21 protein-coding genes are annotated in these 24,220 nt (G+C 73.9%); 15 read left to right on the forward strand and 6 right to left on the reverse strand.

Going from position 1 to position 24,220, the window contains the following annotated elements; translation table 11 throughout:
- Nucleotides 1-112 precede the first annotated feature (112 nt).
- From FGD68_RS09045 to FGD68_RS09055, 3 genes are all read right to left on the reverse strand, one after another.
- Entirely contained in the window at nucleotides 113-793 is a 681-nt protein-coding gene (locus FGD68_RS09045; protein WP_104235437.1) for a response regulator transcription factor, read from the reverse strand.
- Between the two features lie 119 nt (nucleotides 794-912).
- The gene (gene metX, locus FGD68_RS09050) at nucleotides 913-2,124 is read right to left on the reverse strand and encodes a homoserine O-acetyltransferase MetX (RefSeq protein WP_119372425.1); all 1,212 of its coding nucleotides are present in this window, start codon (nucleotides 2,122-2,124) and stop codon (nucleotides 913-915) included.
- A 41-nt stretch (nucleotides 2,125-2,165) separates the two neighbouring features.
- Entirely contained in the window at nucleotides 2,166-3,536 is a 1,371-nt protein-coding gene (locus FGD68_RS09055; RefSeq protein ID WP_119372426.1) for a bifunctional o-acetylhomoserine/o-acetylserine sulfhydrylase, read from the reverse strand.
- A 135-nt stretch (nucleotides 3,537-3,671) separates the two neighbouring features.
- Between FGD68_RS09055 and FGD68_RS09060 the strand changes: the two genes are divergently transcribed.
- Complete coding sequence (locus tag FGD68_RS09060) at nucleotides 3,672-4,469, forward strand: SDR family NAD(P)-dependent oxidoreductase (RefSeq protein ID WP_119372427.1); 798 nt, start codon at nucleotides 3,672-3,674, stop codon at nucleotides 4,467-4,469.
- Nucleotides 4,470-4,503: 34 nt separating this feature from the next.
- On the opposite strand, the gene FGD68_RS09065 is transcribed toward FGD68_RS09060, so the two are convergent.
- Nucleotides 4,504-5,178, reverse strand: coding sequence for a TetR/AcrR family transcriptional regulator (locus tag FGD68_RS09065; RefSeq protein WP_119372428.1), 675 nt, complete (start codon nucleotides 5,176-5,178; stop codon nucleotides 4,504-4,506).
- A gap of 150 nt (nucleotides 5,179-5,328) precedes the next feature.
- Here FGD68_RS09065 and FGD68_RS09070 point away from each other — a divergent pair, with 150 nt between their 5' ends.
- From FGD68_RS09070 to FGD68_RS09110, 9 genes are all read left to right on the forward strand, one after another.
- The gene (locus FGD68_RS09070; RefSeq protein ID WP_104235432.1) at nucleotides 5,329-6,369 is read left to right on the forward strand and encodes a TerC family protein; all 1,041 of its coding nucleotides are present in this window, start codon (nucleotides 5,329-5,331) and stop codon (nucleotides 6,367-6,369) included.
- A complete protein-coding gene (locus FGD68_RS09075; protein ID WP_119372429.1) occupies nucleotides 6,366-7,187 on the forward strand; it encodes a PP2C family protein-serine/threonine phosphatase in 822 nt (273 codons plus the stop codon). Before FGD68_RS09070 ends, FGD68_RS09075 begins: the two co-directional genes overlap by 4 nt.
- Nucleotides 7,188-7,252: 65 nt before the next feature.
- Complete coding sequence (gene leuC / locus FGD68_RS09080; protein WP_104235430.1) at nucleotides 7,253-8,734, forward strand: 3-isopropylmalate dehydratase large subunit; 1,482 nt, start codon at nucleotides 7,253-7,255, stop codon at nucleotides 8,732-8,734.
- Between the two features lie 2 nt (nucleotides 8,735-8,736).
- On the forward strand, nucleotides 8,737-9,351 hold the full coding sequence (leuD, locus tag FGD68_RS09085) for a 3-isopropylmalate dehydratase small subunit (protein WP_119372430.1): 615 nt from the start codon (nucleotides 8,737-8,739) through the stop codon (nucleotides 9,349-9,351).
- Nucleotides 9,352-10,722: a UDP-N-acetylglucosamine 1-carboxyvinyltransferase gene (gene murA, locus FGD68_RS09090; RefSeq protein ID WP_045527471.1), complete on the forward strand. Its 1,371-nt coding sequence runs from the start codon at nucleotides 9,352-9,354 to the stop codon at nucleotides 10,720-10,722.
- Between the two features lie 124 nt (nucleotides 10,723-10,846).
- Complete coding sequence (locus tag FGD68_RS09095; protein WP_104235428.1) at nucleotides 10,847-11,584, forward strand: lysophospholipid acyltransferase family protein; 738 nt, start codon at nucleotides 10,847-10,849, stop codon at nucleotides 11,582-11,584.
- Nucleotides 11,577-12,650 carry an NAD(P)H-dependent glycerol-3-phosphate dehydrogenase gene (locus tag FGD68_RS09100; RefSeq protein WP_181036653.1) on the forward strand — a complete coding sequence of 358 codons (1,074 nt, stop codon included), beginning with the start codon at nucleotides 11,577-11,579 and terminating at the stop codon, nucleotides 12,648-12,650. The genes FGD68_RS09095 and FGD68_RS09100 overlap by 8 nt, the downstream gene beginning before the upstream one ends.
- Before the next feature lie 2 nt (nucleotides 12,651-12,652).
- The gene (locus FGD68_RS09105; RefSeq protein WP_119372431.1) at nucleotides 12,653-13,762 is read left to right on the forward strand and encodes a D-alanine--D-alanine ligase family protein; all 1,110 of its coding nucleotides are present in this window, start codon (nucleotides 12,653-12,655) and stop codon (nucleotides 13,760-13,762) included.
- Nucleotides 13,763-13,801: 39 nt separating this feature from the next.
- The gene (locus FGD68_RS09110; protein WP_237609372.1) at nucleotides 13,802-14,752 is read left to right on the forward strand and encodes a glycosyltransferase family A protein; all 951 of its coding nucleotides are present in this window, start codon (nucleotides 13,802-13,804) and stop codon (nucleotides 14,750-14,752) included.
- Here the strand turns inward: FGD68_RS09110 and FGD68_RS09115 are convergent.
- Nucleotides 14,709-15,221: a DUF3515 domain-containing protein gene (locus FGD68_RS09115; RefSeq protein WP_237609373.1), complete on the reverse strand. Its 513-nt coding sequence runs from the start codon at nucleotides 15,219-15,221 to the stop codon at nucleotides 14,709-14,711. The two genes, FGD68_RS09110 and FGD68_RS09115, sit on opposite strands and share 44 nt — an antisense overlap.
- Before the next feature lie 24 nt (nucleotides 15,222-15,245).
- Here FGD68_RS09115 and FGD68_RS09120 point away from each other — a divergent pair, with 24 nt between their 5' ends.
- Complete coding sequence (locus tag FGD68_RS09120; RefSeq protein ID WP_237609374.1) at nucleotides 15,246-16,355, forward strand: thiamine-phosphate kinase; 1,110 nt, start codon at nucleotides 15,246-15,248, stop codon at nucleotides 16,353-16,355.
- Here FGD68_RS09120 and rsmD read toward each other — a convergent pair.
- The gene (gene rsmD / locus FGD68_RS09125; RefSeq protein ID WP_237609375.1) at nucleotides 16,352-16,963 is read right to left on the reverse strand and encodes a 16S rRNA (guanine(966)-N(2))-methyltransferase RsmD; all 612 of its coding nucleotides are present in this window, start codon (nucleotides 16,961-16,963) and stop codon (nucleotides 16,352-16,354) included. The two genes, FGD68_RS09120 and rsmD, sit on opposite strands and share 4 nt — an antisense overlap.
- A gap of 254 nt (nucleotides 16,964-17,217) precedes the next feature.
- Here rsmD and FGD68_RS09130 point away from each other — a divergent pair, with 254 nt between their 5' ends.
- From FGD68_RS09130 to FGD68_RS09145, 4 genes are read left to right on the forward strand one after another with little or no spacing between them, the layout of a single operon-like run.
- Complete coding sequence (locus FGD68_RS09130) at nucleotides 17,218-18,192, forward strand: AAA family ATPase (protein WP_104235524.1); 975 nt, start codon at nucleotides 17,218-17,220, stop codon at nucleotides 18,190-18,192.
- A gap of 4 nt (nucleotides 18,193-18,196) precedes the next feature.
- Nucleotides 18,197-19,525, forward strand: coding sequence for a DUF58 domain-containing protein (locus FGD68_RS09135; protein ID WP_237609376.1), 1,329 nt, complete (start codon nucleotides 18,197-18,199; stop codon nucleotides 19,523-19,525).
- The gene (locus FGD68_RS09140; RefSeq protein WP_237609377.1) at nucleotides 19,522-22,038 is read left to right on the forward strand and encodes a transglutaminase TgpA family protein; all 2,517 of its coding nucleotides are present in this window, start codon (nucleotides 19,522-19,524) and stop codon (nucleotides 22,036-22,038) included. Before FGD68_RS09135 ends, FGD68_RS09140 begins: the two co-directional genes overlap by 4 nt.
- On the forward strand, nucleotides 22,035-24,218 hold the full coding sequence (locus FGD68_RS09145) for an ATP-dependent DNA helicase RecG (RefSeq protein WP_119373067.1): 2,184 nt from the start codon (nucleotides 22,035-22,037) through the stop codon (nucleotides 24,216-24,218). The genes FGD68_RS09140 and FGD68_RS09145 overlap by 4 nt, the downstream gene beginning before the upstream one ends.
- Nucleotides 24,219-24,220 lie beyond the last annotated feature (2 nt).

Consider the following 24,220-nt stretch of genomic DNA (forward strand, 5'->3'; position numbering starts at 1 on the left):
CGCGTCCGTCACGCGCATCTCACGCCGACGTGACGGTGCGGGGCGATTGTCCACATGCCCTACGATCGCGCACCGCCCGCCCGGGCGGGTGGGCGGCGGATGGATCCGTACCCTATTCCGGCGCGATCCAGCCGTGGCGGATCGCATGGCGCCGCAGCAGCAGCTTGGTCCCGAGGTCCGTCCCCGCGTGCAGGTACTTGCGGCGCCCCCGCTTGATGTACGACTTGACGGTCTCCTCCGTCGTGCTCATCGCCTCCGCGACGTCGCGGATCGACCGCCCGCCCGCGTAGAGCACCAGCGCGCGCTGCTCCTGCTGGCCGAGCCGCGGATCCTCCTCGGCCTGGAAGTCCTGCATCGCCTGCTGCACGAGCGCCGTCTGCCGGGGCGTGCCGTCCGCGGCGGCGTGGATGCTCGCGATCAGCTCCTCCGACGACTCGGCCTTCGGGACCACGGCGGAGGCGCCCGCGCGCATGGCGCCGTGGATGGTCGACGGGTCGGCATGCGTGCTCAGGAGCACGGACGTGAGGCCGGCGCCCGTGAGCGTGCGGATCTTCTGCGCGACCGGCACCTCGTCGCGGAGCGCGAGGTCGAGGACGACGACGTCGAAGGCATCAGGGAAGCGGTCGTCGCGCACGAGCCCGTTCCACGTGGGGGAGGTCGCGACCACCTCGACGCCCGTGCGGGGACGCGAGAGCCGGGCGCTCAGGCCGTCGAGCAGGAGGACGTGGTCGTCGACCAGCGCCACGCGGACCCGTTGGCCGTGGCCCGTCGCGTGCAGCGGACGTCGGCTCATCGGTGCTCCCCTCGTACGCCGGTGCCCGGAGGGGGCGGCGTGCTCCCAGGGGAAGCATAGGAACGCATGATGTCGCGGGCGATGCCGCGCACGGAACTCACCCCCGGACTGGGGCGCTCCTACGCGGGGGTGTCGAGCAGGCGCGCGAGCTCGCGGCCCACGGCCTCGTTCTCGATGAGGAAGCCGTCGTGGCCGTAGTCGGAGGAGATCACGACGACCTCGCCGCCGTCGACGGTCCCGGGCACATGCCGGGCGACGAGCCGCTGGTCGGGGACGGGGAACAGCCGGTCGCTGTCGATGCCGACCACGAGCGTCGCCGCCCGCACCCTCCCGAGCGCGGCCTCGACGCCGCCGCGGTCACGACCCACGTCGTGCGAGCTCATCGCGTCGATCAGGCGGATGTAGCTGGTCGCGTCGAAGCGCCGGGTGAACTTGTTCCCGTGGAAGTCGAGGTACGACTCCACGGCGTACCTGCCCTCGTCGCCCATCGGGCTGATGCCGCTCTGCCACGAGCGGGCGAACCTCTGATTGAGCTCGTCCGGGCTGCGGTAGTTCAGCAGCGCCATGCGGCGCGCGAGCGCGAGGCCCCGGTGCGGCCCGTCGCCGTCCGCCGCGTCGAAGTAGTCGCCGTCGCGGTACGCGGGATCCATCCGGATCGCCTCGGCCTGCACGGAGTTGAGCGCGATCTGGTCGGCGCTGGCGATGGCAGGGGCCGCGAGGATCGCGAGCCGGCGCATCCGGTCGGGGAGCCCCACGCCCCACTCCAGCGCCTGCATCCCGCCCATGGACCCGCCGACGACCGCCGCCCAGACGGCGATCCCGAGCGCATCCGCGAGGGCGGCCTGCACGGCGACCTGGTCGCGGATGGTGATGAAGGGGAACCTCGCTCCCCATTCGGCGCCGTCGGGCGCGAGGGAGGCGGGGCCTGTCGTGCCCTGGCAGCCGCCCAGCATGTTGGGGGCGACGACGAACCAGCGGTCTGTGTCGATCGCGAGGCCGGGACCCACGATGCCCGACCACCACCCGCCCGTGGGCTGCCCGGGACCCGCGGATCCGCGGAGGTGGCTGTCGCCCGTGAGGGCGTGCAGCACCAGCACGGCGTTGCCGCCGTCGGGGTCGCGCTCGCCGAAGGTCTCGTATGCCACGCGCACCGACGGGATCCGCCCGCCCGCCTCCAGGTCGATCCCCCCCACCTGTGCGAACAGCCGGTCGGCGACGGGGTCGCCCTCGCGCCACGCGCCCGACGCGGGCGGCCGTCCGATCAGGGAGCGGATCTGCGCATCCGTCACCAGGCTCGACGGGACGGTGTCCTCGGGTGTCTGCCAGTCCATCCCGGTCAGTGAAGCACCCGGGGCGGACGCGCGCCCGAGTGTTACGCCCCGCTCTGCCGGGTGCCCGCGAGCGCAGGGGCGGCGGCGCCGTCCTTGACGGCGCGCGCGGCCCGGAGCCCGGCCGCGAGGTCCTCGATGATGTCGTCGATGCTCTCGAGGCCGACCGACAGGCGCACGAGCCCGGGGGTGACGCCCGCCGTCAGCTGCTGCTCGGGCGTGAGCTGCGCGTGGGTGGTCGACGCCGGGTGGATGACGAGGCTCCGCACGTCGCCGATGTTCGCCAGGTGGCTGAACAGCTCCAGCGACTCGACGAGCGCGCGCCCCGCGTCCACCCCGCCCTTCAGCTCGAAGGAGAGGACGGCGCCGACGCCGCGCGGCGCGTACCGGTTCCCCGCCGCGTACCAGGGGCTCGACGGGAGACCCGCGTAGTAGACGTTCGCGATGTCCTCGTGCGCGTCGAGCCACTCGGCCACCGCCTGGGCGTTCTGCACGTGCCGCTCGATCCGGAGGCTCAGCGTCTCGATGCCCTGGATGAGCTGCCAGGCGCTCGCCGGGGCGATGGACGCCCCGAGGTCGCGGAGCAGCTGAACGCGCGCCTTGGTGATGTAGGCGAGGCCGTCACCCAAGGCCTCGGCGTAGGTGACGCCGTGGTACGACGGATCGGGGGTCGTGAGCCCCGGGAAGCGCTCCGCGTGCTCGGACCACGGGAACCGGCCGCCGTCCACCACCAGGCCGCCGATGACCGTGCCGTGCCCGCCGAGGAACTTCGTGGCCGAGTGCACGACGATGTCCGCGCCGTGCTCGAGCGGCCGGATGAGGTACGGGGTGGCGATGGTGCTGTCCACGATCAGCGGCACGCCCGCATCGTGCGCCACGTCGGCGACGGCGCGGATGTCGAGGACGTTGATGCGCGGGTTGCCGATGGTCTCGGCGAAGAACAGCTTGGTGTTCGGCCGCGCGGCCCGTGCCCACGCCTCGGGGTCGTCCTGGTCCTCGACGAACGTCGTCTCGATGCCGAGCTTCGCGAGCGTGTACTTGAAGAGGTTGTACGTGCCGCCGTAGATGGAGGAGCTCGAGACGATGTGGTCGCCCGCCTGCGCGATGTTGAGCACGGCGAAGGTGGAGGCCGACTGCCCGGAGGCGACCAGCAGCGCACCGGTCCCGCCCTCGAGGGCAGCGATGCGCTCCTCCACGACGGCCTGCGTGGGGTTCATGATGCGCGTGTAGATGTTGCCGGGCTGCGCCAGCGCGAACAGGTCCTGCGCGTGCTGGGCGTCGTCGAACACGTAGGACGTGGTCTGGTAGATGGGCGTCGCGCGTGCGTGCGTGACCGGATCCGGCGCCGCCCCCGCGTGGATCTGCTGCGTCTCGAAGCGCCAGCCCGCTGCCCGGTCCTCGTCGTGGTCGCTCATCGTCGTGCCTTCCCTCGTGCGTCGGTGCCTCCCGTGCGGGCGCTCCCCGACTGTAGGAATCGCGGGGGCGACCGGTCAACGCGGGTCCGTCGCGGGGCGTAACCCGCGGCCGCCGGCGTTCCCTACGCTGGGGTCATGTCCAGCAGCAAGAGGGTCGTCGTCACGGGTGCGAGCTCGGGGATCGGCGCCGCCACCGTCCGCCTGTTCCGGAGCCGGGGGTGGGACGTCGTCGGCGTCGCCCGCCGCGAGGACCGCCTGCGAGCGCTCGCCGAGGAGACCGGCGCGACCTACGCCGTCGCCGACCTCACGGTGCAGGCCGACGTCGACGCGCTCCGCGACCACCTGCGCGAGACCGGCCACGTGCACGCCCTCGTGAACAACGCCGGGGGAGCCGTGGGCACCGACTCCGTCGAGGGCGGTTCGTCCGAGGACTGGGCCTGGATGTACGACATCAACGTGCTCGCCGTGCGGCGCGTGACGAGCGCGCTCCTCCCGCTGCTCCGCGCCGGCGTCCCCGAGGGAGGCAGCGCCGACATCGTGACCGTGAGCTCCATCGCCGCGCACGTGCCCTACGAGGGCGGCGGCGGCTACAACGCCGCGAAGGCCGCCGCGCACGCGATGCTCGGCGTGCTCCGTCTGGAGCTCGCGGGGGAGCCGATCCGCGTGATCGAGATCGCGCCCGGCCAGGTGCGCACGGAGGAGTTCTCGCTCGTGCGCTTCGGCGGCGACCGGGCGAAGGCGGACGCGGTCTACGACGGCGTCCCCGGACCGCTGACCGCCGAGGACGTGGCCGAGGCGATCGTGCACGCGGTGGAGCTGCCGCCGCACGTGAACGTGGACCTGCTCACCCTCAAGCCCGTCGCGCAGGCCGCGCCGCACAAGCTGGTGCGGAAGCCGCTCGCCGTCCGCGAGGAGCTGACCGACCGAGGATGATCGCGATGCCCTCCGGGGCAGGTGGCGGTAGCGGTCAGGCGGCGGGCAGGGAGGCCGCGACCGGGACGTCCGGCAGCGGGCCGGTGAGGAACCCCTGCACCACGGGCCCGTGCAGCGCGACGACCGTCTCACGGGACATGCTCGCGATGGGCTCGCTCCGCCAGATGTAGCGGGTGATCGCGATGCCGCCGAGCGCCGCGCCCACGAGCGAGTTGCGGACGGCGGCCTCCTCCTGCGGGATCCCGTCGGGGAGGGCGCTCATCCAGTGCTGCGGCGCCGCCTCGGAGAACCGGCGGTAGGCCGCGCTGTCGTGGTCCGACGAGACGGTGACCCAGCGCATGATCGTGGATCCGACCGGGTGCTCCCACGTGTGCAGGGCCGCGGAGACGAGGGCCGCGCCGCGCTCCTCGATGGGCAGGTCGCGCAGACCGAGGTAGGGGGCGAGCAGGTCCTCCGACGGGCGCAGCGCCTCCTCGAGCAGCGCCTCGAGGGAGCCGAAGTAGTAGCGGACGAGGCTCGGGTCGACGCCGGCCGCCGCGGCGATGCGGCGGGCGCTGACGCGGTCGGCGCCCGATTCGATGAACAGCATGCGGGCCGCGTCGATGATGCTGGCCCGGGCGTCGCCGGAGGTGCGGGGGCCGCGGCGACGGGGGCCGGTGTCCTCCCCGCCGTGGTCGCGTGCATCGAGCTCGTTCGCCAGTACGGACATAGGGCGTCCCTCTCGTGTCATGAGCGACCACCGTAACCGCGGGCCGATGGACGGATGCCCCGGATGGGGGAATTGTGAACAACCCGTCGGCCGCCATGTAGTTTCGTCGAGGCATGTCCGTGCCGTCCCCGTGCTGCAGAAAGCCTCCGCGTGCCCCTGGTCCTCCCCCTCCCGTTCGAGATCATCTCCCTGACGGTCCTCGTCCTCGTCCTCGTCGCCGACCTGCTGATCGTCTACCGTCGCCCGCACGTGCCGTCGACGAAGGAGTCGGCCCTCTGGGTCGCGTTCTACGTGGGGCTCGCGCTGGTGTTCGCGGTGATCATGCTGTTCGTCGCGGGCGGCGAGCACGCGGGCCAGTTCCTCGCCGGGTGGCTGACGGAGTACAGCCTCAGCATCGACAACCTGTTCGTGTTCGTCATCATCATGAGCCGGTTCAGCGTGCCCCGGAAGTACCAGCAGGAGGTGCTCATGGTGGGCATCATCATCGCGCTGGTGCTGCGCGGGATCTTCATCCTGCTGGGCGCCGAGCTCATCGAGAGCTACAGCTGGATCTTCTACATCTTCGGCGCGTTCCTGCTCTACACGGCCGTGAAGCAGGCCGTCGGCGACGAGGACGAGGAGAGCGAGGACTCGCTCTTCATCAGGTTCCTCCGCCGGCGCCTCAAGATCGCCCCCGACTTCGACGGCGCGAAGGTGCGCACGGTGATCGACGGCCGCAAGGTGCTGACGCCCATGGTCATCGTGTTCGTGTCGATCGGCACCACGGACCTGATCTTCGCCCTCGACTCGATCCCGGCCATCTTCGGCATCACCGAGTCGCCCTTCATCGTCTTCACCGCCAACATCTTCGCCCTCATGGGCCTCCGCCAGCTCTACTTCCTGCTCGGCGGCCTCCTCGACCGGCTCGTGTACCTCAAGTACGGGATCGCGTTCATCCTCTTCTTCATCGGCGTGAAGCTCGTGCTGCACGCGATGCACGAGAACACGCTGCCGTTCGTCAACGGCGGCGAGGGCATCGAGTGGGCGCCCGAGATCCCGACCATCGTGAGCCTCGTCGTGATCCTCGCGTCGATGGTGGTCGCGACCGTGGCCAGCCTCATCAAGATGCGGGCCGACGGCGTCCCCGTCACCGGGTCGGCCGACGAGTCCGCTCCGGTCGAGCGCGGCGCCGACGACCGGGACGCCCGGTGACCGAGGCGCGCACCATCGCGCTCGGCGGGCGCAGGATCCACGTCACGTGGTCCGCCCGCACCGACGTCGGCAGCGTGCGCGCCGTGAACGAGGACGGCCTCCTCGCCGACCCGCCCGTCTGGCTGGTGGCCGACGGGATGGGCGGGCACGCGTTCGGCGACCGTGCCAGCGCGACCCTCGTGGAGACCTTCGGCGGCCTGTCCGGCGACGCCCCTGTCACGCGCGACCTCATCATCGAGGCGGTCGACGCGTCCAACGACGCGATCGGCGACCTCATCACGGGCGACGACCCGCCCGGCACGGTGGCCGGCACCACGCTCGCGGGCGTCGCGCTCGTGAGCTCGGATGCCGGCGACCCGCTCTGGATGGTCTTCAACGTCGGCGACTCGCGCGTCTACGCCTGGACGGGCGGGCGCCTCGAGCAGGTGACCATCGACCACTCGGCCGTGCAGGAGCTCGTCGACCAGGGCCGGATGACCCGCGCGGAGGCCGAGCGGAGCCCGGTGCGGAACCTCATCACGCGCGCCGTCGGATCCCACGACGAGGTCGCGGCCGACGAGTGGCTGCTGCCGGTCGTGGACCACCAGGTGTTCCTCATCTGCTCCGACGGGCTGACCAAGGAGCTCGACGACCAGGCCATCTCCGGCGTGCTGCAGCTCGCGCACGCGGACGGCGGGGGCGTCGACCGGGCGGCGGACGCGCTCGTCGCGCAGGCGCTCGCGTCTGGCGGCCGCGACAACGTGACCGTGGTGGTGATCGAGGCCCGCGCCGAGGACGCGCCGCGGGACGACGGGTCCGCGGGCGCGCCCACCGCCTGAGGAATAGCCGCGGGCACCCGGCGTTAGACTCCCATGATGCGCGTGGGGTCCCTCGCGCCACTGCCATGAGGAGAGCCGTGCAGCCTGCGAAGACACTGGCCGAGAAGGTGTGGGCCGACCACCTGGTCGCCGAGGGGGCGGACGGGACGCCCGACCTCCTCTACATCGACCTCCACCTCGTCCACGAGGTCACCAGCCCGCAGGCGTTCGACGGACTCCGGCTCGCCGGCCGCCCCGTGCGGCGCCCGGACCTCACCATCGCGACCGAGGACCACAACACGCCGACCGTCGGCATCGACCAGCCCATCGCCGACCTCACGAGCCGCACGCAGATCCACACCCTGCGCAAGAACGCCGAGGAGTTCGGGATCCGCCTGCACTCCCTCGGGGACATCGAGCAGGGCATCGTGCACGTCGTCGGCCCGCAGCTCGGCCTCACGATGCCGGGCATCACCGTCGTCTGCGGCGACTCGCACACCTCCACGCACGGTGCGTTCGGCGCCATGGCCTTCGGCATCGGCACGAGCGAGGTCGAGCACGTCATGGCCACGCAGACCCTGCCGCTCCAGGCGTTCAAGACCATGGCGGTCACGGTCGAGGGGACGCTGCGTCCGGGCGTCACGGCGAAGGACATCATCCTCGCGGTCATCGCGCAGATCGGCACCGGCGGCGGGCAGGGCTACGTGCTCGAGTACCGCGGCAGCGCGATCCGCTCGCTCTCCATGGAGGGCCGGATGACGATCTGCAACATGTCGATCGAGGCGGGCGCGCGCGCGGGCATGGTCGCCCCCGACCAGACCACCTACGACTACCTGCGGGGCCGCCCGCACGCGCCGACCGGCGCCGACTGGGACGAGGCCGTCGCCTACTGGGAGACGCTCGCCAGCGACGACGACGCCGTGTTCGACGCCGAGGTCTTCCTCGACGCCGACACGCTGGAGCCCTTCGTCACGTGGGGCACGAACCCGGGCCAGGGCGTCTCGCTGAGCGAGCCCGTCCCCGATCCCGCCGCCGTCGCCGACCCCAACGAGCGCGCCGCCGCCGAGCGCGCGCTCGCCTACATGGATCTCGCCCCCGGCACGCCCATGAAGGAGATCGCGGTCGACACCGTGTTCATCGGATCCTGCACCAACAGCCGCGTCGAGGACCTGCGCGCCGCCGCCGAGATCGTGCGCGGCCGCACCAAGGCCGAGGGCGTCCGCGTGATGGTCGTCCCCGGCAGCGCGCGCGTGCGGCTCGAGGCGGAGGCCGAGGGGATCGACAAGGTCTTCACCGACTTCGGCGCCGAGTGGCGCTTCGCCGGCTGCTCCATGTGCCTCGGCATGAACCCCGACCAGCTCGCGCCGGGGGAGCGCTGCGCCTCCACGAGCAACCGCAACTTCGAGGGCCGCCAGGGCAAGGGCGGGCGCACCCACCTCGTGTCGCCCCTCGTGGCCGCGGCCACCGCGATCCGCGGCACGCTCTCGAGCCCGTGGGACCTGCACGAGGACGGCGTCGTCGACGCGGAGTCCATCCGGCAGGCCGCGTCCGTCGGACAGGGGGCCTGAGCATGGAGCCCATCACCCGCGTCACCGGCACCGCCGTGCCGCTCGAGCGGTCGAACGTCGACACCGACCAGATCGTCCCCTCGCAGTTCCTCAAGCGCGTCACCAAGACCGGCTTCGAGGACGCACTCTTCTTCCAGTGGCGCAAGGACCCCGCGTTCTTCGTCAACCAGCCGGTCTACGAGGGCGCCACCGTCCTCGTCGCCGGTCCGGACTTCGGCATCGGATCCTCGCGCGAGCACGCCGTGTGGGCGCTCCGCGACTACGGCTTCCGCGCCGTGCTCAGCCCGAGGTTCGGCGACATCTTCCGCGGCAACTCGGGGAAGCAGGGCCTCCTCACGGGACTCGTGACGGAGGACGACGTCGAGAGGCTGTGGGCCGCCATGGACGCGGAGCCCGGACTCGACCTCACCGTCGACCTCGTCGAGCGGATCGCCACGGCACCCGGCCTGACGGTCCCGTTCGAGATCGACGAATACACTCGGTGGCGGCTCCTCGAGGGGCTCGACGACATCGCCCTCACCCTCCGGGACGAGGACGCCATCACCACCTTCGAACACCGACGGGCCTCATGGCGCCCGCGCACCTTGCCGGCCCGGCCGGCAGCTCTGGAGAACTGAATGAACTCACTAGTCAGCGACGCCAAGAAGGCGGGAGAGCGAGTGGGTCTCCTGTCCGACTCCATCGTCATCAACGGCGGCATCCCGCTGCGCGGCCGCATCGAGGTCCGCGGGGCGAAGAACCTGGCCACGAAGGCCATGGTCGCCTCGCTCCTCGGCGAGAGCCCCAGCCTCCTGCGCTCGGTGCCCGACATCAGCGACGTCCGCGTCGTTTCCGGCCTCCTCGAGGTGCACGGCGTGACGCTCCGCAAGGGCGAGCAGGAGGGCGACCTCATCCTCGACCCGAAGGACGTCGAGAGCGCCCACATGGCGGACATCGACGCTCACGCCGGCAGCTCGCGGATCCCGATCCTCTTCTGCGGGCCGCTGCTGCACCGCCTCGGCGAGGCGTTCATCCCCGACCTCGGCGGCTGCCGCATCGGCGACCGCCCCATCGACTTCCACCTCGACGCCCTCCGCGCGTTCGGCGCGGTCGTCGAGAAGCTCCCGAGCGGGATCCGCCTCACGGCGCCGGACGGGCTGAAGGGCGCCAACGTCGAGCTGCCCTACCCGAGCGTCGGCGCCACCGAGCAGGTGCTGCTCACCGGCGTCCGCGCGAAGGGCATCACCGAGCTCAAGAACGCGGCCATCGAGCCCGAGATCATGGACCTCATCGCGATCCTGCAGAAGATGGGCGCGATCATCTCCGTCGAGCCGAACCGCGTGATCCTCATCGAGGGCGTCGACCGCCTCGAGGGCTACACGCACCGGGCGCTCTTCGACCGCAACGAGGCGGCGAGCTGGGCATCCGCCGCGCTCGCGACCGGCGGCGACATCTTCGTCGGCGGCGTGCGCCAGGCCGAGATGATGACCTTCCTCAACGTGTTCCGGAAGGTCGGCGGCGCGTTCGACATCGAGGAGGACGGCATCCGGTTCTACCACCCGGGCGGCGACCTCAAGCCCGTGGTCATCGAGACCGACGTGCACCCCGGCTTCATGACGGACTGGCAGCAGCCGCTCGTCGTGGCGCTCACGCAGGCGCCCGGCGTCTCGATCATCCACGAGACCGTGTACGAGAACCGCTTCGGCTTCACGGACGCGCTCAACGAGATGGGCGCCGACATCGTCGTCCACAAGGAGGGCCTCGAGGGCCACGAGCGCCGCGTGGCGCGACGCGACTTCGAGCAGGCCGCGGTCATCACCGGGCCGACCCACCTGCACGGCGCGGACATCACCGTCCCCGACCTGCGCGGCGGGTTCAGCCACCTCATCGCCGCACTCACGGCCGAGGGCCGGTCCACGGTCAGCAACGTGGGGATCATCTCGCGCGGCTACGAGGACTTCATCGGGAAGCTGCGCCAGCTGGGCGCGGACTTCTCCTACGAGGGATAGCCTCACCGGCGGCGCCCCGCGCCGCCCACGCCGACCGGGCGCGTCCACGACGGACGCGCCCGGCCCTCCGTCGGGCGGCCCCCGGCGGGCGACCGATGACGACCGCGACCCGACCGGAGGATCCATGGCGAACGAGAAGGCCCGACCGTCGATCTTCTGGGTGCTGGCCGCCCTGGTGCTGCCGGTGCTGAACGCGGCCGTGCGGTTCGAGATCCGGCACGCCGAGCGGCTGCCGCGGACGGGTTCGTACGTGCTCGCGCCGAACCACCACAGCGAGATCGACCCCGTCGTGATGGGCGCCGTGGCGTGGAAGCTCGGGCGCCTGCCCCGCTTCCTCGCGAAGGCGTCGCTCTTCGACGTGCCCGTGGTCGGCTGGTTCCTCCGCCGCTCCGGGCAGATCCCCGTGCAGCGCGACGGGGGCGTCCGCGGCGGCAAGGCGATCGAGGCCGCGTCGGACCTCGCGCGCGACGGCCGCATCGTCGTCGTCTACCCCGAGGGCACGCTCACGCGCGACCCCGACCTCTGGCCCATGCGCGGCAAGACCGGCGCCGTGCGCCTCGCGCTGCAGGCCGGGATCCCCGTGATCCCCGCCGCGCACTGGGGCACGCAGGAGCTCATGGGCCGCTACTCGAAGCGCGTGCGGCTCTTCCCGCGGACGACGATCCACGTGGCCATCGGCGAGCCCGTCGACCTCGACCGCTTCCGCGACCGGAGCCTCGACTCCGCGACCCTCACCGAGGCGACCGCCGTCGTCATGGCCGCCATCACGGAGCTCGTGGAGGAGCTGCGCGGCGAGACCGCCCCGACCGAGCGGTGGGATCCCCGCTCGAAGAACCAGAAGGAGACCGGCCGATTTGAGTGACGCGACCGCGAGCCCGACCCCCGCATCCGCCGCATCGACGCCCGACCAGGAGGGCGGCGGGGACCGGCGCCGCATCGTCGTCCTCGGCGCCGGCAGCTGGGGCACCACGTTCGCCAAGGTCATGGCCGACGGCGGCAGCGACGTCGTCATGTGGGCCCGCAGGCCCGAGCTCGCCCGGGAGATCACCGAGGCCAAGCGCAACAGCGACTACCTGCCGGGGATCAACCTGCCGAAGCGGCTCACGGCCGATCCGTCGCTCGAGCGCGTGCTCGCCGGCGCGACCGACGTCTTCGTCTCGGTGCCCAGCCAGACCCTGCGCGCGAACCTCGAGGCGGCGCGCGACCTCATCCCCTCGGACGCCGTGGTCGTCAGCCTCATGAAGGGCGTCGAGAAGGGCACGGGCCTCCGGATGAGCGAGGTGATCGCCGAGGTGCTGGGGATCGGGCCGGAGCGCATCGCCGTGGCATCGGGGCCGAACCTCGCGCTCGAGATCGCCCGGGCGCAGCCGACCGCCGTCGTGGTGTCGTCGGCCGAGCAGTCCACCGCCGAGCGGGTCGCGAAGATCGCCCGCAGCTCCTACTTCCGCTCCTTCGTGAACACGGACGTGATCGGCACCGAGTTCGGCGGGGTGCTCAAGAACCTCATCGCCGTCGCCGTGGGCATCGTCGACGGCGTCGGCTACGGCGAGAACACGAAGGCGTCGATCATCACGCGCGGCCTCGCCGAGATGACGGCCTTCTCCGTCGCCTACGGCGCCCGCGCCGAGACGCTCGCGGGGCTCGCGGGCCTCGGCGACCTCATCGCCACGTGCGAGTCGTCGCTGTCCCGCAACAACACCGCCGGGCGCCTGCTCGGCCAGGGCTACAGCTTCACCGACGTCGTGAAGAGCATGCAGCAGACGGCCGAGGGGCTCTCCTCGGTCGCGCCCGTCCTCGAGCTCGCCCGCCAGCGCGGCGTGCTGATGCCGATCGTCGAGCAGGTGTCGCAGGTGCTGGCGGGCACGCTGTCTCCGCGCGACATCGCACCGCACCTGACCACCGACGACGACACGCCCCAGGGGGAGTGAGCATGACCGCACGGATCCGGGTGGTGCTCCTCTTCGGGGGCACCTCCAGCGAGCACTCCATCAGCTGCGCGACCGCGAGCGGCGTGCTGGGCGCCATCGACCGGGAGCGGTTCGAGGTGATCCCCGTGGGCATCACGCCCGACGGGGCCTTCACCCTCCAGGAGGACGACGCCTCGGCGCTCGCGCTCGACGCCGACGCCCTGCCGCGCGTGGTCGACAACGGCACGCGCGTGCGCTGGCCCGACGGCACGGCCGACCGCGAGCTCACGGTGCGCGACGCGGACGGCGCCGAGCGGTCGCTCGGCCGGGTCGACGTCGTCTTCCCGATCCTGCACGGCACGCAGGGCGAGGACGGGACCGTGCAGGGCATGCTCGAGCTCGCCGGCCTGCCGTACGTCGGATCCGGCGTGCTCGCCTCCGCGCTCGGCATGGACAAGCACTACGCGAAGACCGTGCTGCGCGCGGCGGGCATCGAGGTCGCGCCGTGGATCACGGTGTCGCGCCACGAGTGGGCCGCGGATCCCGAGGGCGTCCGCGAGCGGGCCGCCGCGCTCGGGCTGCCGGCGTTCGTGAAGCCGGCCCGCGCCGGATCCAGCGTCGGCGTGAGCCGCGTGGCCGCGGACGCCGGGCTCGACGCCGCGCTGGAGGTCGCCTTCTGCGAGGACGACCGCGTGCTCGTCGAATCGGGCCTCGTCGGCCGCGAGGTCGAGTGCGCGATCCTCGACGAGGGTCCGGGCCGCGAGCCCAGCGCATCGGTCGCGGGCGAGATCGTGGTGACCGGCCGCGACTTCTACGACTTCGACGCGAAGTACCTCGGCGCCGACGGCATCGACCTCGTGTGCCCCGCCGACGTGACCGACGCCGAGCTCGCAGAGCTGCGCGAGCTGTCGGTCCGCGCCTTCCGAGCCGTCGACGCGCGCGGGCTGGCGCGCGTGGACTTCTTCCTCACGGCGGAGGGCTTCGTGCTCAACGAGATCAACACCATGCCGGGCTTCACGCCCATCTCGATGTTCCCCGCGTGCTGGGAGGCCTCGGGCCTCGCGTACCCGGACCTCATCTCGCGCCTGCTCGACGTGGCGCTGGCATGGGAGGCGGATGACGCCCGCGCCTGAGGCCTGTGGCGCCGGGGCGATGAGCCTAGGCTCGTGCGCATGCTCGTAGGACGATCCGTCGCCCGGCCCCGCCTCCATCCCGTCGCCCGACCCGGCGGGCCCGTGCGGCTCGGGGACCGCGCCCGCGGTGGCCTGACGGGGATCCGCCCGGCGCCGTCAGCTCGGCCCACCGTCTCCGTCGTCATCCCGGTGCGCGATGACGCGGGCCACCTCCGGGCGTGCCTGCAGGCCATCGCGGGGCAGACGGTCGCGCCCGACGAGATCGTGGTGGTCGACAACGCGTCGCGCGACGACAGCGCCGAGGTCGCGCGGGAGGCAGGCGCTCGCGTCGTCCACGAGGCCGTGGTGGGGATCCCCGCGGCCGCGTCCGCCGGCTACGACGCCGCGCGGCACGAGGTCATCGCCCGGCTCGACGCGGACTGCGTGCCGCCCGCCGACTGGATCGAGCGGCTCGGCGACGTGCTCGCCGCACGTCACGACGTCGCGGCCGTGACCGGGGCGGCGCGCTTCCTCGACGGACCCCGCGCGCTCCGCGGCGTCGCGGCGGTCGCCTACCTCGGCGCCTACTTCGTGTCCGTCACGCTCGCGCTCGGGCACCCGCCGCTGTTCGGATCCAACTTCGCGCTCCGCCGGGACGCCTGGCTGGCGGTGCGCGACGACGTGCACCGCGAGGGGACGCACCTGCACGACGACATCGACCTGTCCGTGCACCTCGGACCCGAGCACCGCATCGTGCTCGACCCGCATCTCGGGATGGGGATCAGCATGCGGCCGCTCACCCGGCCGTCGACCCTGCCGCTGCGGATGAGCCGCGGCATGACCTCGCTGACGGTGCACTGGCCTCACGAGCTTCCGTGGCTGCGCTGGTGGCGGACGGGCCGGCGGATGATCCGCGAGCGCGGCGTGCGTCGTGCGCTGGCGCCAGGGCGGGCGGGACCGCTCCCGGTCAGCTCCCCGGAGGCGGCGCCTCGCCGAGATCCTGCGCGCTGACGCACTTGGCGGTCTGCGGGATGGCCGAGACGACGCCGCTGAGGTCGGTGAGCGCGGTGTAGCTGGCCTGCGTCGAGTCGATGACCACCTCGACGGCGGGCGTGCGGCCGTAGGTCGTGTAGCGGATGTCGGGCGCGCGCGAGTCGTCCTCGACCCAGTCGACGTCGTCGTAGCTGATGCACGCGTCCGTGGTGGGGCCGGGCGTCGCGACGCCGCAGCGGAGGATCACGGTGCTCTGCGGAGCGCCCCACGCGCCCGTGCCCTGCGCGTCGGTCTCGCGGAGCGGCGCCGTGCCGAGCGTCGCGGGGAGGTGCACGACCACGTCGGCGCACAGCGGATCGGTCGCGTCGGGGGCCGCCTCGAGCGAGACCGTGGGGGCGCAGCCGGAGACGGCGAGGGCGATGCCGGCCGCCGCGGCCGCGGCGGCGAGGGGGCGCAGCAGGGCGCGGGCGGAGCGGCGGGGAGTCATCGCGATCAGGCTACCGTGGCAGTCGTGACGACTCCTGGGACGCCCTCGACCGCGGATCCGACGGACGGGGACGCCGACGACACGGCCACCCTCGGGAGCGCGGGGGAGCTCGCGACGCTGGCGCGGATCCTCCCGCACCTGCCCGCATCGGACCACGCCGACGTCGGCCCCGGCGACGACTGCGCGGTCGTGCGCGCGCCCGACGGCCGGTTCGTGATCACGACGGACATGATGATCGAGGGCCCCGACTTCCGCCTCGCCTGGTCGCGCACCCACGACCTCGGACGGCGGGCCGCGACCTCGAACCTGGCCGACGTCGCTGCCATGGGAGCCCGGCCGACCGCGCTCCTCGTCGCCATCGCGGCGCCCGCGGCGACGCGCGTCGCCGACCTCGAGGCCCTCGCCGACGGGCTCCGCGAGGGCTGCCTCCTCCAGGCCCCCGGCTGCGGCGTCGTGGGCGGCGACCTGTCCGTCTCGGACGCGCTGGTGATCACGGTCACGGCCACGGGCGACCTCGAGGGGCGCGACCCCGTGCTGCGCTCCGGCGCGCGACCCGGCGACGTGATCGCGGTGGCCGGCGCGCTCGGCATGGCCGCGGCCGGCGTCCGCCTCCTCTTCGACCACGCCAGGAGCGCCGATGCCGATGGCGTCCCCGTCCCGGACGCCGCGCTCGCCCGTGCGCTGCGGGCATCCCATCCGGACCCCGTCGAGGCCCAGCTGGCGCCCGTCGCGCCGCTGACCGCGGGGGTCGAGGCGGCGCGTGCCGGGGCGACCGCCATGCTCGACGTGTCCGACGGACTCCTCCTCGACCTCGGCCGCATGGCGCGCGCGAGCGGCGTGGGCATCGACCTCGGATCCGACGCCCTCGCCGACGACGCGCGCCGGGTCGCCGCCGCGCATCCGTCCCTGCCGCCGCTGGCGCTCGACCTCGTGCTCACCGGGGGAGAGGACCACGCGCTCGTGGCGGCGTTCCCAGCCGGCGCGGCGCTGCCGCATTTGTTCCGCGCGATCGGCCGGGTCGTCGCCGCCGGTGCCGCGGGCCCGGCCGTGACCGTGGATGGCGCCCCGTACGCCGGGCCGCGCACGACGCTCGGCGGCTGGGATCCGTACGCCGACTGGGACGGGGCCCGCTAGGACGCGGGAGGCCCCGCGTCCTCGGACGCGTCCTCGTCGGGCGACATGGCGACCGCCCACCACACGACCGTGTCGCCGTACGCCTTCCTGCGATCGAGCTCCAGCCCCGCCGGCCACGCCGGCTCGGCGGAGCGCGCGCTGCGCTCGACCATGACCACGGCCCCGTCGACGAGCCGCGGGACGAGCGCGGCCAGCTCCTCCGCGAGCTCGGCGTCGCCGACCTCGTAGGGCGGATCCAGGAACGCGACGTCGTAGGAGCCGCGGTCGCCCGCGAGGAAGGCGCGCACGCTCTGGGCGGCCACCCGGATCCGCAGCTCGCCACCCCGCGGTGCCGCCCGCTCGACGATGCCCGCGTTCGACCGGCAGACGGCCGCCGCCGGCACCGCGCGCTCCACGAGGACGACCTCGCGCGCGCCGCGGCTGGCGGCCTCGAGCCCGAGGGCGCCGGATCCGGCGTACAGGTCGAGGACGCGCGCGCCGTCGAGCGCGTCGCGCGCCTCGAGGCCGGAGAACAGTGCCTCGCGCACGCGGTCGCTCGTGGGGCGCGTCCCGGTCCTCGGCACGCGGAGGACGAGGGAGCCGGCGAACCCGGCGACGATGCGGGTCACGACGGTCGCCCGGCGGGACGCAGGACGGCGGCGTTCGGAGCGGGGTGCACGGGCGACCACGCTACCCGGCCTGTCCGCCCCCGGAGGCGGGCCGGACGCTCCCGGATCCCTCACGTATGCTGCCAACACGCCCACGACGCTGGAGGACCTCCGTGACGAGTCCCGAGTCCGAGTCCGTTCCCCTGCACGCCGGATCGAGCCCGCACCCCGCCCGCATCCGCGCCGCCGCGCGCCAGGCCGACCACGCGCCCGCCATGCCGCTGGAGGAGGTGCGCCGTCTCGCCGAGCTGATCCTCGGCAACATCGACTCGGTCATGTCCGGCAAGCACGACGCCACCCGCATGGCGCTCATCGTGTTCCTCTCCGGCGGCCACCTCCTCATCGAGGACGTGCCGGGCGTCGGCAAGACCATGCTCGCCAAGGCGCTGGCGCGCAGCGTCGACTGCACCGTCAACCGGATCCAGTTCACGCCCGACCTGCTGCCCTCGGATGTCACGGGCGTCTCCGTCTACAGCCAGGCCGACCACCGCTTCGAGTTCCAGCCGGGCGCCGTCTTCGCGAACATCGTCATCGGCGACGAGATCAACCGGGCGAGCCCCAAGACGCAGTCGGCGCTCCTGGAGTGCATGGAGGAGGGGCAGGTCACGGTCGACGGGGTCACGCATCCGCTGCAGCAGCCCTTCACGGTGGTCGCGACGCAGAACCCGGTCGAGATGGAGGGCACCTACGCGCTCCCCGAGGCGCAGCGCGACCGCTTCATGGCCCGGATCTCGATGGGCTACCCCGACGCGTCCGCCGAGCTCGCCATGCTCCGCTCGCGGGACACCGTGAGCCCGCTCGACGAGCTGCGGCCCGTGGTGGACGCGGAGGACCTCGACGCGATGATGCACGCGGCCCGCGGCGTCTACGTGTCCGACCCGGTGTCGCGGTACACGGTCGCGATCGTGCAGGCCACGCGCGGCCACGAGGACATCCGCCTCGGCGCGAGCCCCCGCGCGACGCTCCAGCTGATCCGCGCCGCCAAGACCCGGGCGGCGCTCGACGGGCGCGACTTCGTGCTGCCCGACGACATCGACGCCCTCGCCGCGCCCGTGCTCGCGCACCGGCTCGTCGCGACCGGCCGGGCGCTCGGCCAGCGCGGCCGCGGGCAGGCGGCGGTCATCGAGATCCTCGAGCGCATCGTCGCGTCGACCGCCGTGCCGCTGAGCGCCGCGGGACGGACGCGCTGACCCCGTGCCGCCCCTCGCGCGCCTGATGCGCCGGATCGGCATCGAGGCCGTCCCGCACCCGACCATCCGCGGCATCGCCCTGCTCGCGGCCGGGGTCGCCGCGTTCGCGGGCGCCTTCATCGCCGGGCGGCGCGAGTTCGTCTTCATCGGCGTCGCCCTCCTCGCGCTCCCGCTGCTCGCCGCCGTCTGGCTCGTGATCGCGCGGGTCCGGCTGCACGTCGAGCGCGCCTTCACCTCGGAGGTCGTCGAGTCGGGCATGGCGACCACCGTCACCGTGTCCGTCGCGAACGCGGGCACCATGCCCACGCCCCGCTCCTGGGTGCTCGACCTCGTGCCCGGATCCGACGGCGCGACGCCGCCCGCCGAGCTGCCGTCGATGCGTGGTCTCGCGCGCGGCTCACGCCGCTCGTCGGCCCGGCCCGTCCTCCGCTACGACCTCACGCCCGAGAGGCGGGGGATCCACGAGGTGGGCCCGCTCGCCGTCGAGGAGCACGACCCGTTCCGCCTGATGGGGCTGCGGCACGTGGCGGGCGGCACGTCGCGTCTCGTCGTGACGCCGCGCCTGACGGACCTCGAGGCCGATCCCGGCGGGCAGGTCTCGTCCGAGGGCGAGTCCGAGCGCGTGCAGCGCCGCGCCGACGGCGGCGAGGACGACCTCGGCACGCGCGAGTACCGGGCGGGGGATCCGCTCCGCCGGGTGCACTGGCGCGCCACCGCCCGGCACGGCGAGCTCATGGTGCGGCAGGAGGAGCAGCGCTCGAGCCCGCGCTCGCTCGTGCTCCTCGACACGCGCGCGGCCGGCTTCCCGCAGCACGCCGACGACGACGGGGAGAGCGACCGGGCGTTCGAGCGCGCGGTCGCGTTCGCGGCGTCGGTGGGCGTGCACCTGCAGCGCGGGGGATACGCGGTGCACCTGATCGAGACGGCAGCGGGATCCGACCGGCAGGCCCCCGTCTCCGCCCGTCCCGGCGACGCCGCCGCCGAGGGCGACCTGCTCCTCCACCTCGCGGGAGTGCGCCCCGCCGCCTCCGACCCCGAGCGCGACGGCGTGCAGGAGGCCCTGGCCGACCTGCGCCGCAGCCGCCGCGCCGTCCCGATCCACGCCGTCCTCGGCCACCTCGACGAGGACGAGGCCCGCCGCCTCGCGGGCTTCGGCGCCGCGTGCCGCCCCGCGGTCGCGTTCCTCGCGCGCTCGGGTCGCGTCGACGGCCGCGACGACGTCGAGGCCGTGCGGATCCTCCGCGAGTCCGGCTGGCGCACCGTCGTCCTCGACGACGGCACCCGGCCCGCCGACGCCTGGAGCGCGGCCCGCGCCGAGGAGATGGCGCGATGACCGACCTCGACGCCGTGGGTCTCGGTCGCCGCGAGCGCTGGAGCGTCGAGCCGCGCCCGCTGCCGGGCGAGCGCTCGGGCGGGCCCGGCGGCCGCGGCCGCCGTCCCGGCGCCGGCCGCGCCGCCGCACGATGGCCGCTCACCGCCGCGCTGGGCGTCGCCCTCCTCGCGGGAGCCGCCAGCCTGCACCTGCTCGTGGAGCCGGGCGCCTGGTTCCTGCTCTGCGTCGTGGTCGTCGCCGCCGTGCTCGGGACCGCGGCCATGCTCCGCTCCGTCGGGGTGCCGCGCCTGCTCGCGTCCGCCGGCGGCCTCGTGCTCCTCGTGCTCCTCCTGACGCTCGTCTTCGCGGCGCGCACCGCCGTCCTCGGCGTGATCCCCACCCCGGACACCGTGCGCACGCTCCTCGCCGTCGGCGATCAGGCGAGCGGCGAGATCTACCGGCGCTCGGCGCCCGTGCCGCCGCTCGCCTCAATCGTCTTCGTGATCGTGGCCGCGGTCGGAGCCCTCGCGGTCGTGCTCGACGTGCTCGCGCACGCGCTGCGCGTCCCCGCCGTCACCGGGCTCCCGCTCCTCGTGCTCGTCTCGGTCCCCGGGGCCGTCCTCGTGGGCGAGTTCTCGATCGCGTCCTTCGCCGTCACGGCGCTCGCCTGGTTCGCGGTGCTCGCCGCCGACGCGCGCGAGAGCGACCGGGAGGGCGGCTGGATGGGATCCGGCCTCCTCGGGGTGTCCCGGCCCGCGCCACCGCCCGCTCCGCTCCGCGCCGCGCACGGCCGGTCGGCGGGATCCGCGCGCACGACGCTCGTGTCCGCGGGCGCGCTCGCGGGCGGTGCGGTCGTCCTCTCCCTCGTCGTGCCCGCGATCGTCCCGGGCCTCACGTCGGCTACGTTCCCGACGGCGTCCGGCGCAGGACAGGGCGGCTCGCGCGTCGTCAACCCGATCCTCGACCTCGGCGACGACCTCCGCCGCCCCGTCGACGTGGAGGCGCTCCGCTACTCGACCGCGTCCCTCACGCCCCTCTACTTCAAGGTCACGACGCTCTCGCGCTTCGAGGGCGACGAGTGGGCGCCATCGCCGTTGCGCCCGCCGGACGGGAACACCGTCGACGAGATCGGGCCGGACCTCGGATCCGGATCGGACGTCCCCGCCGAAGAGGTCGAGGCCCGCGTGCAGGTCGAGGGCTCCTCGAGCGCCTGGTTGCCCGCGCCCTACGCGCCCCGCAGCGTCACCGGGCTCGAGGGGTCATGGCGCTGGTCGGAGCAGGGCCTCGCGATCCGCTCGTCCGACTCCGACAGCCGCGACCAGAGCTACACCGTGACGAGCGAGCTGCCCCGACCCGAGCGCGCGCAGCTGGAGGCCGTGGCGCCCGCGACCGACGACGACCTCGAGCCGTACCTGCAGATCCCCGAGGGCACCCCGGCCATCGTCGCCTCGACCACCGCCGACGTGCTCGCGGGCATCGACACGCCCTACGACCAGGCGCTCGCGCTCCAGGAGTTCTTCACGGGCGGGCAGTTCCGCTACTCGGAGGACGCGCCCGTCCAGCAGGGCTACGACGGCAGCGGCGTCGACGTCGTGGGGGAGTTCCTCCGCGTGCGCTCGGGCTACTGCGTGCACTTCGCGTCGGCCATGGCGATCATGGCGCGCGAGGCGGGCATCCCGTCGCGCGTGGCCGTGGGCTACCTGCCGGGCGACCAGGTCGGGCGCGACGGCGACCTCATCACCTACCGCGTCGGATCCCACGACCTGCACTCGTGGCCCGAGCTGTACTTCTCCGGCATCGGCTGGATCGCGTTCGAGCCGACGCCGGGCCGCGGCCAGGCCGCGCCCTACGCCCAGCCGTCGGCCGCGCCGACCGCCCCGCCCACGCCCTCGGCGACGCCGAGCGCAACCGCTGAGGCGACGCCCTCCGCGACGCCCGCGCCCACCGCGTCGGCCGCGCCCGGCGTGAGCGGCACCGCGGGCGTCCGGATCCCGTGGGCCGCCCTCGGCACGGTCGCCCTCGTGCTCCTGGTGCTCGCCCTCCTCGCGACCCCCGCCCTGCTGCGTCGGGCCCGCCGCTCCGGCCGACTGTGCGCCCTCGAGACGGGGGCCGCCGCCGCGGGCACGGCCTGGCGCGAGGTGGAGGACCAGGCGGTCGACCTCGGGCTCCGCGTGCCGGACACCGAGTCGCCCCGCGAGCTCGGCCGCCGCCTCCAGGGTGACGACCCGTCCCTCGCCGACCCGATCGCGCTCCTGGTCACCGCGCGCGAGCGGGAGCGCTTCGCCCGCGCCGACGCGCCGGTGGATTCCGCGGCCGGAGCCGCGCAGGCCGCGGCGCTCGTCGCGCTGGGTGACGCGCTGCGCGCCCGCGCGGGCCGCGTCGATCGGATCCTCGCCCTCGTCGCCCCGCGCTCGCTCGTCCGCCGCCGCCCTCGGGACGACGACGGGCCGGACGACGGGACCGCGGGCGCGCCACCGGCCCGACCGGTCGCCGGACCGCCCGCGTCGGACGCCCCTCGTACACTCGGGGGATGACCGGATCCGACGCCGCGCTCGCGGGCGTCGTGGGCGGCCGCACCGCCGGCGTGATGCAGAAGGCGTTCGGCCTGCGCACGGTGGCCGACCTCCTCGAGCACCTCCCGCGCCGCTACGCCCGCCGCGGCGAGCTCACGGCCCTGGCCGAGCTGCCCGTCGACCAGCAGGCCACCATCGTCGCCGAGGTGCGCGAGGTCCGCGAGCGGCCCATGCGCGCCCGGCGCGGCAGCATCCTCGAGGTGCGGATCACCGACGGCCGCGGCTTCCTCACCCTCACCTTCTTCAACCAGGCGTGGCGCGCGAAGGACCTGGTTCCCGGCGTCCGCGGGATCTTCGCGGGCAAGGTCAGCGACTACCGCGGCGCCCTGCAGCTCGCCCACCCCGACTACGAGCTGTTCGACGCCCACGAGGGCCCCGAGCTCTCCGGCGGCGAGCCCGACGCGGCCGCGCGCCGCTGGGCCGAGATGCCCATCCCCATCTACCCGGCCACCGCCTCCATGGCGAGCTGGCAGGTCGCGAAGTCGGTGGAGCTGGTGCTCGACGCGGTCGACGACCTCGAGGACCCGATCCCCGCCGACGTGCGCGCCGAGCGCGGCCTGCTCCCGTACCGCGAGGCGCTCGAGGGCGTGCACCGCCCCGAGAAGGACGTCGACTGGCGCCGCGGCCGCGACGCCCTGCGCTTCCAGGAGGCGTTCGTCCTCCAGACCGCGCTCCTGCAGCGGCGCCAGGCGGCGCGCGCGCTGCCGGCCACGCCGCGGATCTCGACCCCCGGCGGCCACCTCGACCAGCTCGACGCGCAGCTGCCCTTCGAGCTCACGGGCGACCAGCGGCTCGTGGGCGAGGAGATCGCCACCGACATGGCGCGCACCTGGCCCATGAACCGGCTCGTGCAGGGCGAGGTCGGCTCCGGCAAGACGCTCGTCGCGCTCCGGGCGATGCTCGCGGTGGCCGACACGGGAGGCCAGTCGGCGCTGCTCGCGCCCACCGAGGTGCTCGCGAGCCAGCACCTGCGCTCGCTCACGGCGTCGCTCGGTCCCGACCTCGCGGCCGAGCTCATGCCGACCCTGCTCACCGGCCAGCTCTCGACCGCCGAGCGCAAGCGCGCGCTGCTGCGCATCGTCAGCGGCCAGGCCCGCATCGTCGTCGGCACGCACGCGCTCCTCGGCGACCGCGTCGAGTTCCTCGACCTGGGCCTCGTCGTGGTCGACGAGCAGCACCGCTTCGGCGTCGACCAGCGCGAGGCGCTCCGGCGGAAGGGAGGCACGCCGCCGCACGTCCTCGTGCTCACGGCCACGCCCATCCCGCGCACGGTCGCGATGACGGTGTTCGGCGACCTCGACGTCTCGACCATCGCCGAGCTGCCGAGCGGGCGGCAGCCCATCGAGTCGTTCGTCGTCCCGCTGCACGAGCAGCCGCGGTGGATCGAGCGGGTGTGGGAGCGCACGGCGGAGGAGATCCAGAAGGGCCGGCAGGCGTTCGTGGTCTGCCCGGCGATCGACCCGCAGGATCCCGACGCGGAGGACGAGGACGCGTCCGAGGGCGCCGACGACGCGCCGACCCGGCCCGCGCTCGCGACCGTCACCGAGGTCGACGCCCTCCTCGCGGCGCACCCGCGCCTCGGATCCGTCCGCCGGGCCGTGCTGCACGGCCGCATGTCGGGGGAGGAGAAGGACCGCGTCATGCGCGCGTTCTCCTCGGGCGACATCGACCTCATCGTGGCCACCACCGTCATCGAGGTGGGCGTCGACGTGCCGAACGCCTCGACCATGGTGATCCTCGACGCCGACCGCTTCGGCGTCTCGCAGCTGCACCAGCTCCGCGGCCGCGTGGGTCGCGGCGGCGTGCCCGGCCTCTGCCTCATGGTCACGCACGCCGAGCCCGAGACGGTCGCCCGCGAGCGGGCGGACGCCGTCGCCGCGACCCTCGACGGCTTCGAGCTCGCCCGCGTCGACCTCGAGCTCCGCCGCGAGGGCAACGTCCTCGGCACGAACCAGTCCGGCGGACGCTCCTCGCTCCGGCTGCTGCGCGTCGCGCAGGACGGCGACCTCATCGAGTCCGCGCGCGAGCACGCCCACGACGTGCTCGAGGCGTCGCCGGACCTCCAGGGCCACCCCGCGCTCGCCCGCGCGCTCGCCCGTCGGCTCGACGACGAGGAGCGCGCCTTCCTCGACAAGAACTAGGG

Origin of the sequence: Clavibacter californiensis (assembly GCF_021952865.1) — a bacterium.
Classification (GTDB): domain Bacteria; phylum Actinomycetota; class Actinomycetes; order Actinomycetales; family Microbacteriaceae; genus Clavibacter; species Clavibacter californiensis.

Bases quoted from the DNA above. Each gene is read 5' to 3' on its own strand.
- FGD68_RS09045 (WP_104235437.1), bottom strand. From the start codon at position 793: ATGAGCCGACGTCCGCTGCACGCGACGGGCCACGGCCAACGGGTCCGC.
- metX (WP_119372425.1), bottom strand. From the start codon at position 2,124: ATGGACTGGCAGACACCCGAGGACACCGTCCCGTCGAGCCTGGTGACG.
- FGD68_RS09055 (WP_119372426.1), bottom strand. From the start codon at position 3,536: ATGAGCGACCACGACGAGGACCGGGCAGCGGGCTGGCGCTTCGAGACG.
- FGD68_RS09060 (WP_119372427.1), top strand. From the start codon at position 3,672: ATGTCCAGCAGCAAGAGGGTCGTCGTCACGGGTGCGAGCTCGGGGATC.
- FGD68_RS09065 (WP_119372428.1), bottom strand. From the start codon at position 5,178: ATGTCCGTACTGGCGAACGAGCTCGATGCACGCGACCACGGCGGGGAG.
- leuC (WP_104235430.1), top strand. From the start codon at position 7,253: ATGAGGAGAGCCGTGCAGCCTGCGAAGACACTGGCCGAGAAGGTGTGG.
- leuD (WP_119372430.1), top strand. From the start codon at position 8,737: ATGGAGCCCATCACCCGCGTCACCGGCACCGCCGTGCCGCTCGAGCGG.
- murA (WP_045527471.1), top strand. From the start codon at position 9,352: ATGAACTCACTAGTCAGCGACGCCAAGAAGGCGGGAGAGCGAGTGGGT.
- FGD68_RS09095 (WP_104235428.1), top strand. From the start codon at position 10,847: ATGGCGAACGAGAAGGCCCGACCGTCGATCTTCTGGGTGCTGGCCGCC.
- FGD68_RS09105 (WP_119372431.1), top strand. From the start codon at position 12,653: ATGACCGCACGGATCCGGGTGGTGCTCCTCTTCGGGGGCACCTCCAGC.
- FGD68_RS09110 (WP_237609372.1), top strand. From the start codon at position 13,802: ATGCTCGTAGGACGATCCGTCGCCCGGCCCCGCCTCCATCCCGTCGCC.
- FGD68_RS09115 (WP_237609373.1), bottom strand. From the start codon at position 15,221: ATGACTCCCCGCCGCTCCGCCCGCGCCCTGCTGCGCCCCCTCGCCGCC.
- FGD68_RS09130 (WP_104235524.1), top strand. From the start codon at position 17,218: ATGCCGCTGGAGGAGGTGCGCCGTCTCGCCGAGCTGATCCTCGGCAAC.
- FGD68_RS09140 (WP_237609377.1), top strand. From the start codon at position 19,522: ATGACCGACCTCGACGCCGTGGGTCTCGGTCGCCGCGAGCGCTGGAGC.
- FGD68_RS09145 (WP_119373067.1), top strand. From the start codon at position 22,035: ATGACCGGATCCGACGCCGCGCTCGCGGGCGTCGTGGGCGGCCGCACC.